The sequence below is a fragment of the Streptococcus sp. KHUD_014 genome, from assembly GCF_051106275.1.
Lineage (GTDB): Bacteria > Bacillota > Bacilli > Lactobacillales > Streptococcaceae > Streptococcus.
In genome coordinates, this window is sequence record NZ_CP193666.1 from 130,414 (window position 1) to 148,421 (window position 18,008).

Annotated in this window: 11 protein-coding genes, 11 tRNA genes and 3 rRNA genes; all 25 read left to right on the forward strand. The window is 43.4% G+C overall.

The window, feature by feature from the left end:
• Positions 1-214: 214 nt before the first annotated feature.
• The 25 genes from ACORHT_RS00690 to ACORHT_RS00810 all read left to right on the forward strand — a co-directional run bounded on the left by ACORHT_RS00690 (position 215) and on the right by ACORHT_RS00810 (position 17,933).
• Positions 215-286 (forward strand) — tRNA-Glu (locus tag ACORHT_RS00690).
• Positions 287-529: 243 nt separating this feature from the next.
• Positions 530-2,076, forward strand: a 16S ribosomal RNA gene (locus ACORHT_RS00695).
• A 50-nt stretch (positions 2,077-2,126) separates the two neighbouring features.
• A tRNA-Ala gene (locus ACORHT_RS00700) sits at positions 2,127-2,199 on the forward strand.
• 123 nt (positions 2,200-2,322) lie between these two features.
• Positions 2,323-5,223 (forward strand): 23S ribosomal RNA (locus tag ACORHT_RS00705).
• Positions 5,224-5,301: 78 nt separating this feature from the next.
• Positions 5,302-5,417, forward strand: a 5S ribosomal RNA gene (gene rrf, locus ACORHT_RS00710).
• The 16S, 23S and 5S rRNA genes sit together here with 11 tRNA genes alongside, the layout of an rRNA operon.
• 4 nt (positions 5,418-5,421) lie before the next feature.
• Positions 5,422-5,494, forward strand: a tRNA-Val gene (locus ACORHT_RS00715).
• Positions 5,495-5,496: 2 nt separating this feature from the next.
• Positions 5,497-5,569 (forward strand) — tRNA-Asp (locus ACORHT_RS00720).
• Positions 5,570-5,593: 24 nt separating this feature from the next.
• A tRNA-Lys gene (locus ACORHT_RS00725) sits at positions 5,594-5,666 on the forward strand.
• 5 nt (positions 5,667-5,671) lie between these two features.
• Positions 5,672-5,753, forward strand: a tRNA-Leu gene (locus ACORHT_RS00730).
• 12 nt (positions 5,754-5,765) lie between these two features.
• Positions 5,766-5,838, forward strand: a tRNA-Thr gene (locus ACORHT_RS00735).
• Between the two features lie 26 nt (positions 5,839-5,864).
• Positions 5,865-5,936 (forward strand) — tRNA-Gly (locus ACORHT_RS00740).
• Positions 5,937-5,943: 7 nt separating this feature from the next.
• Positions 5,944-6,029 (forward strand) — tRNA-Leu (locus tag ACORHT_RS00745).
• A gap of 11 nt (positions 6,030-6,040) precedes the next feature.
• A tRNA-Arg gene (locus ACORHT_RS00750) sits at positions 6,041-6,114 on the forward strand.
• A 16-nt stretch (positions 6,115-6,130) separates the two neighbouring features.
• A tRNA-Pro gene (locus tag ACORHT_RS00755) sits at positions 6,131-6,204 on the forward strand.
• 239 nt (positions 6,205-6,443) lie between these two features.
• Entirely contained in the window at positions 6,444-7,595 is a 1,152-nt protein-coding gene (locus ACORHT_RS00760) for an iron-containing alcohol dehydrogenase (RefSeq protein WP_434350272.1), read from the forward strand.
• A gap of 184 nt (positions 7,596-7,779) precedes the next feature.
• Positions 7,780-9,051: a glycosyltransferase gene (locus ACORHT_RS00765; protein ID WP_434350273.1), complete on the forward strand. Its 1,272-nt coding sequence runs from the start codon at positions 7,780-7,782 to the stop codon at positions 9,049-9,051.
• Positions 9,051-10,031: an NAD-dependent epimerase/dehydratase family protein gene (locus tag ACORHT_RS00770; protein WP_434350274.1), complete on the forward strand. Its 981-nt coding sequence runs from the start codon at positions 9,051-9,053 to the stop codon at positions 10,029-10,031. Before ACORHT_RS00765 ends, ACORHT_RS00770 begins: the two co-directional genes overlap by 1 nt.
• Complete coding sequence (locus ACORHT_RS00775) at positions 10,006-10,821, forward strand: MBL fold metallo-hydrolase (RefSeq protein ID WP_434350275.1); 816 nt, start codon at positions 10,006-10,008, stop codon at positions 10,819-10,821. The genes ACORHT_RS00770 and ACORHT_RS00775 overlap by 26 nt, the downstream gene beginning before the upstream one ends.
• Complete coding sequence (locus ACORHT_RS00780; RefSeq protein ID WP_434350276.1) at positions 10,799-12,061, forward strand: F390 synthetase-related protein; 1,263 nt, start codon at positions 10,799-10,801, stop codon at positions 12,059-12,061. Before ACORHT_RS00775 ends, ACORHT_RS00780 begins: the two co-directional genes overlap by 23 nt.
• Positions 12,062-12,075: 14 nt before the next feature.
• Entirely contained in the window at positions 12,076-13,020 is a 945-nt protein-coding gene (locus ACORHT_RS00785; protein ID WP_434350277.1) for a 3-oxoacyl-[acyl-carrier-protein] synthase III C-terminal domain-containing protein, read from the forward strand.
• A 171-nt stretch (positions 13,021-13,191) separates the two neighbouring features.
• Positions 13,192-14,724 (forward strand): cardiolipin synthase, encoded by a 1,533-nt coding sequence (cls, locus tag ACORHT_RS00790; protein ID WP_434350278.1) that lies wholly within the window; start codon positions 13,192-13,194, stop codon positions 14,722-14,724.
• A 425-nt stretch (positions 14,725-15,149) separates the two neighbouring features.
• On the forward strand, positions 15,150-15,440 hold the full coding sequence (locus ACORHT_RS00795; protein ID WP_434350279.1) for a thiamine-binding protein: 291 nt from the start codon (positions 15,150-15,152) through the stop codon (positions 15,438-15,440).
• Complete coding sequence (locus ACORHT_RS00800) at positions 15,403-16,161, forward strand: ABC transporter permease (RefSeq protein ID WP_434350280.1); 759 nt, start codon at positions 15,403-15,405, stop codon at positions 16,159-16,161. The genes ACORHT_RS00795 and ACORHT_RS00800 overlap by 38 nt, the downstream gene beginning before the upstream one ends.
• 36 nt (positions 16,162-16,197) lie before the next feature.
• Complete coding sequence (locus tag ACORHT_RS00805) at positions 16,198-17,205, forward strand: ABC transporter substrate-binding protein (protein ID WP_006147746.1); 1,008 nt, start codon at positions 16,198-16,200, stop codon at positions 17,203-17,205.
• On the forward strand, positions 17,205-17,933 hold the full coding sequence (locus ACORHT_RS00810) for an ABC transporter ATP-binding protein (protein WP_434350281.1): 729 nt from the start codon (positions 17,205-17,207) through the stop codon (positions 17,931-17,933). Before ACORHT_RS00805 ends, ACORHT_RS00810 begins: the two co-directional genes overlap by 1 nt.
• Positions 17,934-18,008 lie beyond the last annotated feature (75 nt).

The following is an 18,008-nucleotide window of genomic DNA, read 5'->3' on the forward strand; positions in this document are numbered from 1 at the left end:
AGGAGATGAAATGTCACTTCCTCCTTTTCTAGGTGTATAATATTGTAGAAAAAAGGCAAAAACACTGTTTTTAGAGTACAACTATTCAAAAGTCGCAAGTCTCTCCTCAGGGAGTTAGAGGAAGTATTCAAAGAATGGAGAAAAAAAGTTTGAAAAAGGTGTTGACAAGTATGAAAAAGTCGGTATAATAGTAAGAGTTGAAAAACCCAACTCTGGTCCGTTGGTCAAGGGGTTAAGACACCGCCTTTTCACGGCGGTAACACGGGTTCGAATCCCGTACGGACTATGGTGTATTGCAGATGAAACACTGGATGAAAAAAGTTAAAAAAAGTTTCAAAAAAGTGTTGACAAGCAAATGTGTCTGTGATATACTAATATAGTTGTCACTTGAGAGAGATTGAGTGACAAAGACCTTTGAAAACTGAACAAGACGAACCAATGTGCAGGGCACTACAACAATTGTTGTAGTACTGAACAATGAAAAAAACAATAAATCTGTCAGTGACAGAAATGAGTGAGAACTCAAACTTTTAATGAGAGTTTGATCCTGGCTCAGGACGAACGCTGGCGGCGTGCCTAATACATGCAAGTAGAACGCTGAAGGAGGAGCTTGCTTCTCCGGATGAGTTGCGAACGGGTGAGTAACGCGTAGGTAACCTGCCTGGTAGCGGGGGATAACTATTGGAAACGATAGCTAATACCGCATAAGAGTAGATGTCGCATGACATTTGCTTAAAAGGTGCAATTGCATCACTACCAGATGGACCTGCGTTGTATTAGCTAGTTGGTGGGGTAACGGCTCACCAAGGCAACGATACATAGCCGACCTGAGAGGGTGATCGGCCACACTGGGACTGAGACACGGCCCAGACTCCTACGGGAGGCAGCAGTAGGGAATCTTCGGCAATGGACGGAAGTCTGACCGAGCAACGCCGCGTGAGTGAAGAAGGTTTTCGGATCGTAAAGCTCTGTTGTAAGAGAAGAACGAGTGTGAGAGTGGAAAGTTCACACTGTGACGGTATCTTACCAGAAAGGGACGGCTAACTACGTGCCAGCAGCCGCGGTAATACGTAGGTCCCGAGCGTTGTCCGGATTTATTGGGCGTAAAGCGAGCGCAGGCGGTTAGATAAGTCTGAAGTTAAAGGCTGTGGCTTAACCATAGTACGCTTTGGAAACTGTTTAACTTGAGTGCAAGAGGGGAGAGTGGAATTCCATGTGTAGCGGTGAAATGCGTAGATATATGGAGGAACACCGGTGGCGAAAGCGGCTCTCTGGCTTGTAACTGACGCTGAGGCTCGAAAGCGTGGGGAGCAAACAGGATTAGATACCCTGGTAGTCCACGCCGTAAACGATGAGTGCTAGGTGTTAGACCCTTTCCGGGGTTTAGTGCCGCAGCTAACGCATTAAGCACTCCGCCTGGGGAGTACGACCGCAAGGTTGAAACTCAAAGGAATTGACGGGGGCCCGCACAAGCGGTGGAGCATGTGGTTTAATTCGAAGCAACGCGAAGAACCTTACCAGGTCTTGACATCCCTCTGACCGCTCTAGAGATAGAGCTTTCCTTCGGGACAGAGGTGACAGGTGGTGCATGGTTGTCGTCAGCTCGTGTCGTGAGATGTTGGGTTAAGTCCCGCAACGAGCGCAACCCCTATTGTTAGTTGCCATCATTTAGTTGGGCACTCTAGCGAGACTGCCGGTAATAAACCGGAGGAAGGTGGGGATGACGTCAAATCATCATGCCCCTTATGACCTGGGCTACACACGTGCTACAATGGCTGGTACAACGAGTCGCAAGTCGGTGACGACAAGCTAATCTCTTAAAGCCAGTCTCAGTTCGGATTGTAGGCTGCAACTCGCCTACATGAAGTCGGAATCGCTAGTAATCGCGGATCAGCACGCCGCGGTGAATACGTTCCCGGGCCTTGTACACACCGCCCGTCACACCACGAGAGTTTGTAACACCCGAAGTCGGTGAGGTAACCTTTTAGGAGCCAGCCGCCTAAGGTGGGATAGATGATTGGGGTGAAGTCGTAACAAGGTAGCCGTATCGGAAGGTGCGGCTGGATCACCTCCTTTCTAAGGATAAGGAATGCACATTGGTCTTGTTTAGTCTTGAGAGGTCTTGTGGGGCCTTAGCTCAGCTGGGAGAGCGCCTGCTTTGCACGCAGGAGGTCAGCGGTTCGATCCCGCTAGGCTCCATTGGTGAGAGATCACCAAGTAATGCACATTGAAAATTGAATATCTATATCAAATAGTAACAAGAAAATAAACCGAAAACGCTGTAGTATTAATAAGAGTTTATGACTGAAAGGTCAAAAATAAGGTTAAGTTAATAAGGGCGCACGGTGGATGCCTTGGCACTAGGAGCCGAAGAAGGACGTGACAAACGACGATATGCCTTGGGTAGCTGTAAGTAAGCGATGATCCAGGGATTTCCGAATGGGGGAACCCAACAGGTAATGCCTGTTACCCATATCTGTTAAGGATATGAGGAGGAAGACGCAGTGAACTGAAACATCTAAGTAGCTGCAGGAAGAGAAAGCAAAAGCGATTGCCTTAGTAGCGGCGAGCGAAACGGCAGGAGGGCAAACCGAAGAGTTTACTCTTCGGGGTTGTAGGACTGCAATGTGGACTCAAAGACTATAGAAGAATGATTTGGGAAAATCAGCCAAAGAGAGTGATAGCCTCGTATTTAAAATAGTCTTTGTACCTAGCAGTATCCTGAGTACGGCGGGACACGCGAAATCCCGTCGGAATCTGGGAGGACCATCTCCCAACCCTAAATACTCCCTAGTGACCGATAGTGAACCAGTACCGTGAGGGAAAGGTGAAAAGCACCCCGGGAGGGGAGTGAAATAGAACCTGAAACCGTGTGCCTACAACAAGTTCGAGCCCGTTAATGGGTGAGAGCGTGCCTTTTGTAGAATGAACCGGCGAGTTACGATATGATGCGAGGTTAAGTTGAAGAGACGGAGCCGCAGGGAAACCGAGTCTGAATAGGGCGCTTTAGTATTATGTCGTAGACCCGAAACCATGTGACCTACCCATGAGCAGGTTGAAGGTGCGGTAAGACGCACTGGAGGACCGAACCAGGGCACGTTGAAAAGTGCTTGGATGACTTGTGGGTAGCGGAGAAATTCCAAACGAACTTGGAGATAGCTGGTTCTCTCCGAAATAGCTTTAGGGCTAGCGTCGACATTAGAGATTCTTGGAGGTAGAGCACTGTTTGGGTGAGGGGTCCATCCCGGATTACCAATCTCAGATAAACTCCGAATGCCAAAGAATTATGGTCGGCAGTCAGACTGCGAGTGCTAAGATCCGTAGTCGAAAGGGAAACAGCCCAGACCACCAGCTAAGGTCCCAAAATAATTGTTAAGTGGAAAAGGATGTGGGGTTGCACAGACAACTAGGATGTTAGCTTAGAAGCAGCTATTCATTCAAAGAGTGCGTAATAGCTCACTAGTCGAGTGACCCTGCGCCGAAAATGTACCGGGGCTAAAACAATTTACCGAAGCTGTGGATACCTTTATAGGTATGGTAGGAGAGCGTTCTATGTGTGAAGAAGGTGTACCGTGAGGAGTGCTGGAACGCATAGAAGTGAGAATGCCGGTATGAGTAGCGAAAGACAGGTGAGAATCCTGTCCACCGTAAGACTAAGGTTTCCAGGGGAAGGCTCGTCCGCCCTGGGTTAGTCGGGACCTAAGGAGAGACCGAAAGGTGTATCCGATGGACAACAGGTTGATATTCCTGTACTAGAGTATGTAGTGATGGAGGGACGCAGTAGGCTAACTAAAGCAGACGATTGGAAGTGTCTGTCTAAGCAGTGAGGTGTGAATTGAGTTAAATGCTTAGTTCTATAACATTGAGCTGTGATGGGGAGCGAAGTTTAGTAGCGAAGTTAGTGACGTCACACTGCCAAGAAAAGCTTCTAGCGTTTAAACATACTCTACCCGTACCGCAAACCGACACAGGTAGTCGAGGCGAGTAGCCTCAGGTGATCGAGAGAACTCTCGTTAAGGAACTCGGCAAAATGACCCCGTAACTTCGGGAGAAGGGGTGCTGACATATGTCAGCCGCAGTGAATAGGCCCAAGCAACTGTTTATCAAAAACACAGCTCTCTGCTAAATCGTAAGATGATGTATAGGGGGTGACGCCTGCCCGGTGCTGGAAGGTTAAGAGGAGTGCTTAGCGTAAGCGAAGGTATGAATTGAAGCCCCAGTAAACGGCGGCCGTAACTATAACGGTCCTAAGGTAGCGAAATTCCTTGTCGGGTAAGTTCCGACCCGCACGAAAGGCGTAATGATTTGGGCACTGTCTCAACGAGAGACTCGGTGAAATTTTAGTACCTGTGAAGATGCAGGTTACCCGCGACAGGACGGAAAGACCCCATGGAGCTTTACTGCAGTTTGATATTGAGTGTCTGTACCACATGTACAGGATAGGTAGGAGTCTAAGAGATCGGGACGCCAGTTTCGAAGGAGACGATGTTGGGATACTACCCTTGTGTTATGGCCACTCTAACCCGGATAGGTGATCCCTATCGGAGACAGTGTCTGACGGGCAGTTTGACTGGGGCGGTCGCCTCCTAAAAGGTAACGGAGGCGCCCAAAGGTTCCCTCAGAATGGTTGGAAATCATTCGCAGAGTGTAAAGGTATAAGGGAGCTTGACTGCGAGAGCTACAACTCGAGCAGGGACGAAAGTCGGGCTTAGTGATCCGGTGGTTCCGTATGGAAGGGCCATCGCTCAACGGATAAAAGCTACCCTGGGGATAACAGGCTTATCTCCCCCAAGAGTTCACATCGACGGGGAGGTTTGGCACCTCGATGTCGGCTCGTCGCATCCTGGGGCTGTAGTCGGTCCCAAGGGTTGGGCTGTTCGCCCATTAAAGCGGCACGCGAGCTGGGTTCAGAACGTCGTGAGACAGTTCGGTCCCTATCCGTCGCGGGCGTAGGAAATTTGAGAGGATCTGCTCCTAGTACGAGAGGACCAGAGTGGACTTACCGCTGGTGTACCAGTTGTCTTGCCAAAGGCATCGCTGGGTAGCTATGTAGGGAAGGGATAAACGCTGAAAGCATCTAAGTGTGAAACCCACCTCAAGATGAGATTTCCCATGATTTTATATCAGTAAGAGCCCTGAGAGAAGATCAGGTAGATAGGTTAGAAGTGGAAGTGTGGCGACACATGTAGCGGACTAATACTAATAGCTCGAGGACTTATCCAAAGTAACTGAGAATACGAAGCGTGATTATTTTAAGTGAAATTTGAAAGATATTCAATTTTGAGTATGTATTACTCAAAGTTAAGTGACGATAGCCTAGGAGATACACCTGTACCCATGCCGAACACAGCAGTTAAGCCCTAGAACGCCGGAAGTAGTTGGGGGTTGCCCCCTGTGAGATAAGGAAGTCGCTTAGCTAAAGGGAGTTTAGCTCAGCTGGGAGAGCATCTGCCTTACAAGCAGAGGGTCAGCGGTTCGATCCCGTTAACTCCCATAGGTCCCGTAGTGTAGCGGTTATCACGTCGCCCTGTCACGGCGAAGATCGCGGGTTCGATTCCCGTCGGGACCGTTTAAGATAACGAAAGTTATTTTAGACTCGTTAGCTCAGTTGGTAGAGCAATTGACTTTTAATCAATGGGTCACTGGTTCGAGCCCAGTACGGGTCATCATTGCGGGTTTGGCGGAATTGGCAGACGCACCAGATTTAGGATCTGGCGCTTAACGGCGTGGGGGTTCAAGTCCCTTAACCCGCATAATAGGAATCAGCCGGCTTAGCTCAGTTGGTAGAGCATCTGATTTGTAATCAGAGGGTCGCGTGTTCAAGTCATGTAGCCGGCATTTTTAAATATAACCAAGAGGTCGATGCGAACGTAGTTCAGTGGTAGAACACCACCTTGCCAAGGTGGGGGTCGCGGGTTCGAATCCCGTCGTTCGCTTAGAGAGGCCGGGGTGGCGGAACTGGCAGACGCACAGGACTTAAAATCCTGCGATTGGTAACGATCGTACCGGTTCGATCCCGGTCCTCGGCATATATTAATGTGCACCCTTAGCTCAACTGGATAGAGTACCTGACTACGAATCAGGCGGTTAGAGGTTCGACTCCTCTAGGGTGCATTTTTTCTATTTAACTCGGGAAGTAGCTCAGCTTGGTAGAGTACTTGGTTTGGGACCAAGGTGTCGCAGGTTCGAATCCTGTCTTCCCGATTGATATTACAAGAGTAAGAACACTAGTTGTTCTTTTTTTGTTTATTATGAATATTCTTTATAACCTTTCAATAAAATAATTCTTCTCAGTTTTTCCTGACTTTTTTCCCTTATAAAACTTTGCTGAAATATTAAAAAAATCTTATTTGTTAAAAAAATCACAAATATTTGAAAATATAGGAAATATATTATATAATTAACCTAAATATAAAGCGTGAAACACGCAAGGAGGAAAAAATATGGCAACATTTTACGTTCCAGCAGTCAACCTTATTGGTAAAGGTGTGGTAAATGAAGTTGGTCCTTATGTTAAGGAGTTGGGCTATACTAAGGCTCTTTTGGTGACAGATAAGTATATCGAATCAAGTGATATCTTACCAAAAATTTTAAAACCTTTAGATGATGAAGGGATTGCTTACGTTATCTTTAGTGATGTTGAACCTAACCCTATTTGTAAAAATGTCATGGATGGGGTCGCTGCTTTGAAAGAGCATAACTGTGACTTTATCATCTCTGTCGGTGGTGGCTCTCCACAGGATGCAGCTAGCTGTATTTCTGTAATCGCTACTAATGGCGGTAAGCCACAGGATTATGAAGGTTTGCATAAGTCTGCTCAAAAAGGCCTTCCTGTTGTAGCTATCAATACTACTGCAGGTACATCAGCAGAAATTACTATCAACTACGTTATCACTGATGAAGAACGTAAGGTTAAAATGGTAATGGTTGATAAGAACAGTCTTGCTCTTATCTCTGTTAATGACCCTGAATTGATGGTTTCAAAACCTCAAGCTTTGACTGCTGCTACTGGTATGGATGCTCTTACTCATGCTGTTGAAGCTTTGGTAACACCAGGTGCTTATGATGTGACTAAGAAACTCTCTATCGGAGCTATCGAGCTGATCAAAGAATATCTTCCACGTGCAGTAGAAAACGGACACGACATCGAAGCTCGTGAAGGTATGGTTAATGCTATCTTCCTTGGAGGAATGAGCTTTAACAATGCTGGACTCGGCTATGTTCACTCAATGGCTCACCAATTGGGTGCTGTCTATAACTTGCCTCATGGCGTTTGCTGTGCCATGCTTTTGCCAGTCGTTGAGCGTGAAAATGCCAAACGTGTACCTGTAGCCTTCCGTAATGTTGCTAAGGCCTTGGGAATGCAAATTGAAGGAAAATCAGATGAGGAATGTGCGGCTTATGCTATTTCTGAAATTGAAAAACTTTCTGAAACTGTCGGTATTCCTAAGAAATTGACAGAACTTGGTATCGAAGAAAAAGACTTTGACTTTGAATACCTTTCTAAGAATGCCTTGATTGATGCTTGTGCACCAGGTAATCCATTCATGCCAACTTTGGAAGAAACTATTGCTTTCTATAAGGAATTGTTCTAAGCAAAGCTCCTTTGGCATTTTTTAGGGATAGTAAATTTAAGATTCTTACATTAGGAATTCCTCCCGAATATTCAAATAATGTATTAGGAAATCAAATACTATTCCTATGATTTAAAACCAATAATATTTAAGAAGAACTATCCTTGTGATAGTTCTTTTTTGGAAAATTTGATATGCTAGGATTATGAAGAAAATCAAAATCGATGTAGTGGTTCTTCCCTTAAGTGGGCATCTCTATCCTACTTTGAATTTACTTGCACCACTATTACAAAATCCTCAGTATGAGATTCGTTTACTTACAGGTCCTCAGAAAAAGGCTGTTGCAGAGGCGGTTGGTTTTCAGGTTCTTCCCATTTTAGAAGGACATGTAAAGGAATTTGAAAAAGCTGCCAACAATAAGGAGCAGTTAGGAATTTTTTCAGCCTATCGGCAGTTATCTGCTAGTCTTGATTTGATAAACCTAGTTTCGGACCAATTAATCCAAGAATGGACAAATCATCGTCCGGATATTGCCATAGTGGACTTTATCACACTATCTGGTGGACTTGTAGCTGAGCAGATGGGGATTCCGTGGATAACAACTATGGCGACCCAGTTTGCGATTGAAACGACAGATGGACCTCCTTGTTTCTTTGGAGGAATGGGGACTCCCCAGAATAGCTGGCAGGTTTTACAACAGTTTCTTGCAAGAAAAATAACTCATTTGGGGAAACGGATAGTAACTTTTTTATTACGAGACCGTTTAAGGCGTTATCATTTTAAACTTTACAATCAGAAAGGCCAAGAAACTATTTATTCTCCCTATTCTATCTTAGGTGTTGGGATGAAAGAAGTGGAGTTGAAGAAAGGATTTCCAGAGCACTATCGCTGGGTAGGACCTTTTGGCGCTTCAGTTGAGGCGGTAGAAGACTATCCTTTAGATTTATCTCTCTTTGCTGGTCGAAAGAAGGTTCTAGTATCTTGTGGGACACAATTGGAGTGGGCCAGAGAGAATCTTCTCTATCAAGCTAAGCAACTAGCGAATGCTCATCCTGATTGTCACTTCTTTGTGACTCGTGGAGTAGGTGGAGAAGCCTTCCAATGTGAAAATCTCATGGAGAACCTTTCCGTAGTTTCTTATCTACCTTATAAGGAGTACATTCCCCAGATGGATTACGTGATTCATCACGGGGGGGCTGGGATTTTTTATCAATGCATCATTTATGGTAAACCAGCTTTGATATTGCCTCATGATTATGATCAATTTGATTATGCCGTTCGAGGGGTTGAGGCTGGTGTTGCTTTCACAGCTAAAAGAGATAATAGCAAGGCCATTGGACAAGCCTTTGAGGAACTGTTAGCTAAAGAAAATTGGCCAGAATTAGAGACTTTGCGCCAAGCTGCGCAGTCTTATCATCCGACAGAAATATTGGAAGGTGAAATCCACCGCCTGTTAGCAACTAAGGAGAAAGAGTGATGAAAAAAGTATTAGTTACAGGAGCCACTGGTTTTCTTGGAAAATATGTTGTAGAAGAACTAGTCGAGCATGGTTATGAGGTCCGAGCTTTTGGTAGAAACAGTAAAGTAGGTCGCTCCTTGGAAAATTCTTCGGTCAGTTTTTTTCAAGGAGATTTGACTAAAGTTGAGGATGTGGTAGAGGCTTGCAAGGGGATGGATCTGGTCGTTCATGCGGGAGCTCTGTCAACAGTTTGGGGTCCGTGGGAAGATTTTTATCAGGCCAATGTTTTAGGAACTAAATATGTTCTCGAGGCATGTCGCCAAACAGGTATTCAACGTTTAGTCTATGTATCCTCACCAAGCATCTATGCTGCACCTAAGGATCAGTTGGCTATCAAAGAAAGTGATGCTCCAGAGGAAAATAATCTCAATAACTATATTCGTAGTAAATTAGCTTCGGAGAAACTCTTTAAAGATTATCCAGATGTTCCTAGTATCATCTTGAGACCTCGGGGTCTGTTTGGGATTGGGGACACTAGCATCTTGCCACGGGTTATCAATCTGAGTCAAAAACTTGGAATTCCTTTGATTGGAGATGGGCGTCAGCTCATGGACATGACTTGTGTGGAAAATGTTGCGCTGGCAATCCGTTTGGCCATAGAAGCTCCAGAAGCTAAAGGTGAGGTTTATAACATTACTAATGGTGAACCGAGGGCTTTTAGAGATTTGCTAGAGGAAAGTTTGACAGGTCTGGGTTATCCAATCAAATATAGAAAAATTCCAGCAGCTTTATTATCAGGAATTGCCAGTAGTTTAGAATTTCTTTACAAGACTCTGAATCTTAAAGGTGAACCAGCCCTGACTCGCTATACCTATTATCTGCTTCGCTATAGTCAGACTCTTGATATTAGCAAGGCTGAGAAGGACTTGGGTTATCATCCGAAAATTAGTATTTCAGAAGGGATTGAGCAATATGTCCAAGATTATCGAAAGCATTGAGTATTTCCCAGCGGGATATTGTACGAGTTATGCCGGTTTGCTATTTAAGGGTGTCAAGAATAGAAAGATGACTTTCCCCGCAGGAGTGTTCCTTATCAAGCACAGGGATAAGGGCTATCTGCTCTATGATACTGGCTATCACTATGATATTAAGACGAAACTTCGTTATGCTTTTTACCGTTTGGGGACGCCAGTTCAAATGACGGAGAAAGATCAGATTTCGCACTTGCTAAAAGATAAAGGGATCAAGCCAGAAGAAATCAACTATGTCTTGTTGTCTCATCTACATCCAGATCATTTGGGAGGGGCTAGCTTCTTTCCGAATGCAAACTTTATCCTGACCCAGGAAGTCTATGATGTATACAAGAAACCAAAACTAAAAGATTTAATTTTTAAAAAATTTTTGCCGACTACTTTTGAGGAAAGATTGACTGTTATTAAGGCGGGTCAGCAAAATGCTAACTTTAAGTATCGCCCTACCATCGATCTTTTTGGAGACGGAAGCATCCTTGTAGCTTCTATTGATGGGCATGCTAAGGGGCAAGCCTGTCTCTTTATTCCAGACTATGATCTCTTTATCGCAGCAGATCTTTGTTGGGGAATAGACCTCTTACCTTACACCAAACAGATGCACCTGATTCCTTCCTTGGTGCAGGACAACAAGGAAGCCTATATCAAGGGAACAGAGTTGCTGGAAGAGGTTTTAAAAGATGGCATAGAAGTACTAGTCAGCCATGACCCTGTAGAAAGGATTGAGCGGATTTTGTATGAAAAAAATAACCTTTCTTAAAACTTTTATCCAAACTCGCTGGCTTCATAACTTTAGATCTCGAGAAGCCTTAGAAATCTATCAGAAAAAGCAACTGGCTGCCTATATGGACTTTCTCAAACGTGAGTCACCTTATTTTAAAAAGGGTGTACCTAGTGACTTTGACTATATGGACAAAGCTTTTATGATGAGTCATTTCAATGAGCTTAACACCCAAGGAGTGGATCGAGACGAGGCCTTGGCTTTGGCTATCGAAAGTGAAAAAACCAGGAATTTTACAGAGCTCAAGGGAGAAATAGCTGTTGGGTTGTCTTCTGGAACATCTGGGCATCGGGGGCTCTTCATCACAACCGAAAAAGAGAGAAGTATGTGGGCAGCAGCTATCTTGGCAAAGATGTTGCCCAAGGGCCAACTTTTTTGGCACCGCATAGCCTTTTTCCTCAGAGCGGATAATGAACTCTATCAGACAATCAATACGGCGCTCATTCGTTTAGAGTACTTTGATATTTTTAAGAATACAGATGAGCATATTGATCGACTGAATAGCTACCAACCGACCATTGTAGTGGCACCTGCTTCTATGTTGATTGAATTGAGCAAACGATTAAAAGCGGGAGAATTATCCATTCATCCACAAAAAATCGTTTCGGTGGCTGAAATCTTGGAAGATAGTGATAGAGAACGGATTGCGAGCGCTTTTGAGTTGCCGATTATTGACCAAGTATATCAAGCAACGGAAGGTTTCTTAGCTTGTACTTGCTCTGTTGGGAATCTTCATCTCAATGAAGATATCATATTTGTAGAAAAGCACTACTTGGATGACCGACGTTTTTATCCAGTCATTACAGACTTTAAACGGAGCAGTCAGCCTGTTTATCGCTACCAGCTCAATGATATTTTAGTTGAAAATCCTGAACCTTGCCCATGTGGCTCCCATTACACAAGGATTGACAAGGTCGAAGGTCGCTCTGATGACATCTTCTACTTTGAAGGAAAGGACGGGGGTCAAGTAACAATTTATCCTGACTTTATCAGACGTTGCATTCTCTTTGTGGAGAATGTCGGAGATTACCAAGTCAAACAACATTCTGAGAAGCTAGTGGAAGTTTGTCTGAGTCGAAGGGATGAGCAAGTTGAAACAGCGATTACAGAGCAGTTCCGACTCTTGGCGCAACAAAAAGAGTTTAAAGAAGCTGAAATACAATTTTCTGATTATCACTGGGATACAAGTCGTAAGCTCAAACGAATCCAACGTTTATGAAAGGACAAAAAATTATGACAGCAGTAAAAAGACATCTAGAAATTGCAGGCTATGGAGTATACCTTCCAAAAAATACGGTGAAATTTAAAGACCAGACCCGTTATCGTGTGGTTGAAAATGAAGAAACCCAGCTAGATCTAGCAGAAGTAGCGATTCAGCGTGCCCTTGAAAAGGCAAATTTAAAAATCGAAGACATTGATTGCCTGGTATCAGCTAGTGCGGTTGGTGTTCAGCCGATTCCTTGTACAGCAGCCTTGATCCATGAGCGCGTGGCAAAAGGGCTCTCTATCCCAGCTATGGATATCAATACGACTTGTACAAGTTTTATCTCTGCTCTATCAACCATGTCACATTTGATTGAAGCTGGGGAATACCGTCGTGTGTTGATTGTATCTAGTGAAGTCGGTAGCTTGGGTCTTAATCCAAAGCAAAAAGAAAGTTTTGAGCTCTTTAGTGATGGGGCAGCTGCCTTTATTTTCCAAAAAAGTAATCAGGACAAAGGAGTTATCGCTAGTCTCCAACGTACTTGGTCAGAGGGGGCTCACGATACAGAGATTCGTGGAGGCTTGACTTCTTATCAACCAAAAGAATACTCTGAAGATACTAAGACCAATTTCATGTTTGATATGAAGGGCAAGAAGATTTTACTTTTATCAGCTCGTAAAATCCCAGATATGTTTGAAGAGTTTCAAGAGAAAACACAGTTAGCTCTAGCGGATATAGACTACATTATTCCACATCAGGCTAGTCGCGCCCTTCCATTGGTTATGGAAAAACTAGGTGTTGCTGAAGAACAATACCTTAACCTTGTTAGTGATTATGGAAATATGGTTTCAGTCTCTGTGCCATTTGGTTTAGCTTATTCTTTAGACCATGGCTTGGCCAAAGAAGGCGATGTAGTTTACCTGATGGGAACTGCAGCTGGCATGACGGTCAATATGTTGGCTTTGAAATTGTAAAATAGGAGCAGGCTCAGATACGAGGCCTGCTCTTTTAATTGATTTTATAGATAGAACCATCGGTCTATACAGAAAAAACTTGATAAGTTTTATTAAACTAAGTATACTAGAAGAGAATAAGCGTTTTCAGACAGTATATTAGGGAGTATACTTAGAAATTGAGAGGGAGTTATGGGGACTAGAAAATTTCGACTATTGATGTCCAAGTATGGCTTTAGTATTGCGATTATCCTGATAGAATTATTTTTTGTTTTCGGAATTATTCTTTACATGAGCCAGATTGCTCCGATTGTTTGGGTGACTCTTGTATTTTTGATTAGCGTCGCAACCGTTATAGCGATCGTTAATCGTTCGATGTCACCTGAAAGCAAAGTGACTTGGTTGATTGTGACCTTTGTACCGGTGTTTGGTCCACTGCTTTATCTCATGTTTGGTGAGAGAAGACTATCAAAAAAAGAACTGAAACAGCTGAAGGAACTACGCTCCATTACTAACCATGAAAAGAGTGAGTTTGCTCTTCATCAAGGCTTAAAGGATAGAGATAAGTCTGCTTATGGGATTATCAATGCCTTGCTACATATGGATAGCAATGCAGAGGTGTACGAGCAGACAGATTCTCAATTTTTCTCTACTGGAGAGGCTATGTGGAGACAAATCTTAGAGGATTTGAAAAAGGCTGAGAAATTTATCTTCCTGGAATACTACATTGTCGAAGAAGGCTTGATGTGGGACAGCATGCTTGAGATTCTCGAAGAAAAAGTTGCTCAGGGTGTTGAAGTTAAGATGCTCTACGACGATATCGGCTGCATGGTGACATTGCCAGGTGATTATACTGTGCATCTCCGATCTCGGGGAATTGAGGCTCATAAGTTTAATAAGGTAATTCCTCGTATGACAGTGGCCTATAATAACCGAGATCACCGTAAAATCTTGGTCATTGATGGGCAGATTGCCTATACTGGCGGGATTAATCTTGCAGACGAATACATCAATCAGATTGAACGTTTTGGACACTGGAAAGATAGTGGGATTCGGATAGATGGTCCGGCGACTCAAGCCTTTACCAGACTATTTCTCATGAACTGGTACATCAACCGTGGAGAAATTAGTGACTTTGATCAGTATCATTTGGAAAATCAGACACGACCAGGAGGTGGTCTGTGTATCCCGTATGGAAGTGGGCCTAAGCCTATCTATAAAATGAAGGTGGGTAAAATCGTCTATCAAAATCTGATTAATCAAGCGGAAGATTTTGTCTATATCACCACGCCTTATCTCATTATTGATTATGATTTGACAGAGGATATAAAAAATGCAGCCATGCGAGGTGTAGATGTGAGAATTATAACTCCATTTATCCCAGATAAAAAGCTCATCCAGTTAGTAACTCGAGGGTCTTATCCTGATCTTTTGTCTGCTGGTGTACGTATCTATGAGTATACTCCTGGTTTTATCCATAGTAAGCAAATGATTGTTGATGATCGATTTGCGGTTGTTGGAACCATAAACCTTGATTATCGCAGCTTGGTTCACCACTATGAAAATGCAGTTTTATTGTATGAAACACCGTCCATTGCAACTATTCGCAATGATTTTGAAGAGATTTTTGAAGTATCGCAGGAAGTATTCCCAGGGACGATCAATCCTACCTGGTATCAAACATTAATCAAGGAAGTGACTCAGTTGTTTGCGCCAATGCTTTAAGTGGAAGAATTAATTGAGAATAGATGATTAGAGGAAGAGGCTGGGACAAAAGTCCCAGCCTCTCAATTGTCTTTGGATTGCCGAGCAAGACAGTGGTTGAGTGGGCTTTACTACTTTTATAGCCCTACTCAACTGTGCGGAGGTGGGACGACGAAATCGAATTCTAACGAATTACCGATTTCTGTCCCACTCTCTTTTCTGTAAGCAGTTTCCTTGACATCTTGTTTGTTTTGCGTTATCATATGTCCATATAATATATGGGAGTCTGTGTACAGTCTGAGAGGAAGTGTTAAACTTCGACCGCACCTGATCTGGGTAATGCCAGCGTAGGGAACGATACTTGGCCTAATTCTGCACCTTTTTCATATATGAAAGAGGTTTTTCTTTTTTCATAAAGAAAAACTGTAAATTAAAAGGAGGTTTGAATGAAAGCAAGCATTGCTTTACAAGTCCTGCCCTTGTCACAGGGGATTGACCGCATAGCTCTTATCGATCAAGTCATTGCTTATCTACAAGCTCAAGGAGTGACCATGGTGGTGACACCCTTTGAAACAGTTTTAGAGGGAGAATTTGATGAACTCATGCGCATTCTCAAAGAAGCCTTAGAGGTGGCGGGCCAAGGAGCAGACAATGTTTTTGCCAATGTGAAAATAAATGTAGGAGAGATTTTAAGCATCGATGAGAAACTTGAAAAGTATAATGAGACGGCATATTAGTCTGCTAGGATTTTTAGGTGTCTTATCCGTTTGGCAGGTGGCGGGATTCTTAAAAATCTTACCAAAGTTTATCCTGCCGACACCACTTGAAATCCTCCAGTCTTTTGTTCGTGACAGAGAATTTCTCTGGTACCATAGCTGGGCAACCTTGAGAGTAGCCTTACTAGGTTTGGTTCTGGGTGTTTTGATAGCCTGTATCATGGCAGTCCTTATGGATAGCCTGAGTTGGCTCAATGACTTGATTTACCCCATGATGGTAGTTGTTCAGACTATCCCGACAATTGCCATAGCCCCGATCCTAGTTTTATGGTTGGGTTATGGAATCTTGCCCAAGATTGTCTTGATTATCTTGACGACAACCTTCCCTATTATCGTCAGTATTTTAGATGGTTTTAGGCATTGCGACAAGGACATGCTGACCTTGTTCAGTTTGATGCGGGCGAATCCTTGGCAAATCCTGTGGCATTTTAAAATCCCTGTCAGCCTGCCCTACTTTTATGCGGGTCTGAGGGTCAGTGTCTCCTATGCCTTTATCACAACAGTGGTATCTGAGTGGTTGGGAGGCTTTGAAGGACTAGGTGTCTACATGATTCAGTCCAAAAAACTGTTTCAGTATGATACTATGTTCGCTATTATTATTCTGGTATCGCTGATTAGCCTTCTGGGTATGAAATTAGTCGATATCAGTGAAAAATATGTGATTAAATGGAAACGTACTTAAAATAGAGCGTTTTGAAAAAGAAAAGAGGAAATAAAAATGAAGAAAACATGGAAAGTGTTTTTAACGATTGTAACAGCTCTTCTAGCTGTCGTGCTTGTGGCTTGTGGCCAAGGAACAGCTTCTAAGGACAACAAAGAAGCAGAACTAAAGAAGATTGACTTTATCTTAGACTGGACACCAAATACAAACCACACTGGACTTTATGTAGCCAAGGAAAAAGGATATTTCAAGGAAGCTGGAGTGGATGTTGACTTGAAATTGCCACCAGAAGAAAGCTCATCTGACTTGGTTATCAATGGCAAGGCGCCATTTGCTATCTATTTCCAAGATTACATGGCTAAGAAATTGGAAAAAGGAGCAGGCATTACAGCCGTTGCAGCTATCGTTGAGCACAATACATCAGGGATTATCTCTCGTAAGTCTGACAATATCAATAGTCCAAAAGACTTGGTTGGTAAGAAATACGGAACTTGGAATGACCCAACTGAGCTTGCGATGTTGAAAACCTTGGTAGAATCTCAAGGTGGAGACTTTGAGAAGGTTGAAAAAGTACCAAACAACGATTCAAACTCAATCACACCGATTGCCAATGGAGTTTTTGACGCTGCCTGGATTTACTACGGTTGGGATGGAATTCTTGCCAAATCTCAAGGTGTCGATGCTAACTTTATGTATTTGAAAGACTATGTAAAAGAGTTTGACTACTACTCACCAGTCATCATCGCAAACAACGACTATCTAAAAGACAACAAAGAAGAAGCTCGTAAAGTCATCCAAGCTATCAAAAAAGGTTACCAATACGCGATGGATCACCCAGAAGAAGCGGCTGATATCTTGATCAAGAATGCCCCTGAACTTAAGGATAAGCGTGATTTTGTTATCGAATCTCAAAAATACTTGTCAAAAGAATATGCAAGTGATAAGGAAAAATGGGGACAATTTGATGCTGACCGCTGGAATGCCTTCTACAAATGGGATAAAGAAAATGGAATCCTCAAGGAAGACTTGACAGATAAAGGATTTACCAACGAATTTGTAAAATAATGACAGAAATTAGACTAGAACACGTAAGCTACGCCTACGATGATGAAAAGATTTTAGAGGACATTAACCTACAAGTGACTTCAGGTGAAGTTGTCTCTATCTTAGGTCCCAGTGGTGTAGGAAAGACCACTCTCTTTAACCTGATTGCAGGCATTTTAGAAGTCCAGTCAGGTAGAATTGTGCTTGATGGGGAGGAAAATCCCAAGGGGCGCGTGAGCTATATGCTCCAAAAGGATCTGCTCTTGGAGCATAAGACGGTACTAGGCAATATCATTTTGCCCCTTTTGATCCAAAAGGTGGACAAGGCAGAAGCCATTGCCAAAGCAGACGAAATCCTTGCTACCTTTCAGTTGACAGCTGTAAGGGATAAGTACCCTCATGAACTCAGTGGTGGGATGCGCCAGCGTGTTGCTTTACTTCGTACCTATCTTTTTGGACATAAGCTCTTTCTTCTAGATGAGGCCTTTAGTGCCTTGGATGAGATGACTAAGATGGAGCTCCACGCCTGGTATTTGGAGATTCATAAACAGCTAGGCCTGACAACACTCATCATTACGCATAGTATCGAGGAGGCCCTTAATCTTAGTGACCGTATCTATATCTTGAAAAATAGGCCTGGACAGATTGTTTCTGAAGTCAAACTAGATTGGTCTGAAGATGAGGACAAGGAAGTTCAAAAAATTGCTTATAAACGCCAGATATTAGAAGAATTGGGATTAAATAATTAGAAAGACAGGGAGTTGGTGAGGATTCTTCATTACCAGCCCCTTTTTCTTTTAAAAAATCGAAAAATTCGGTATAAT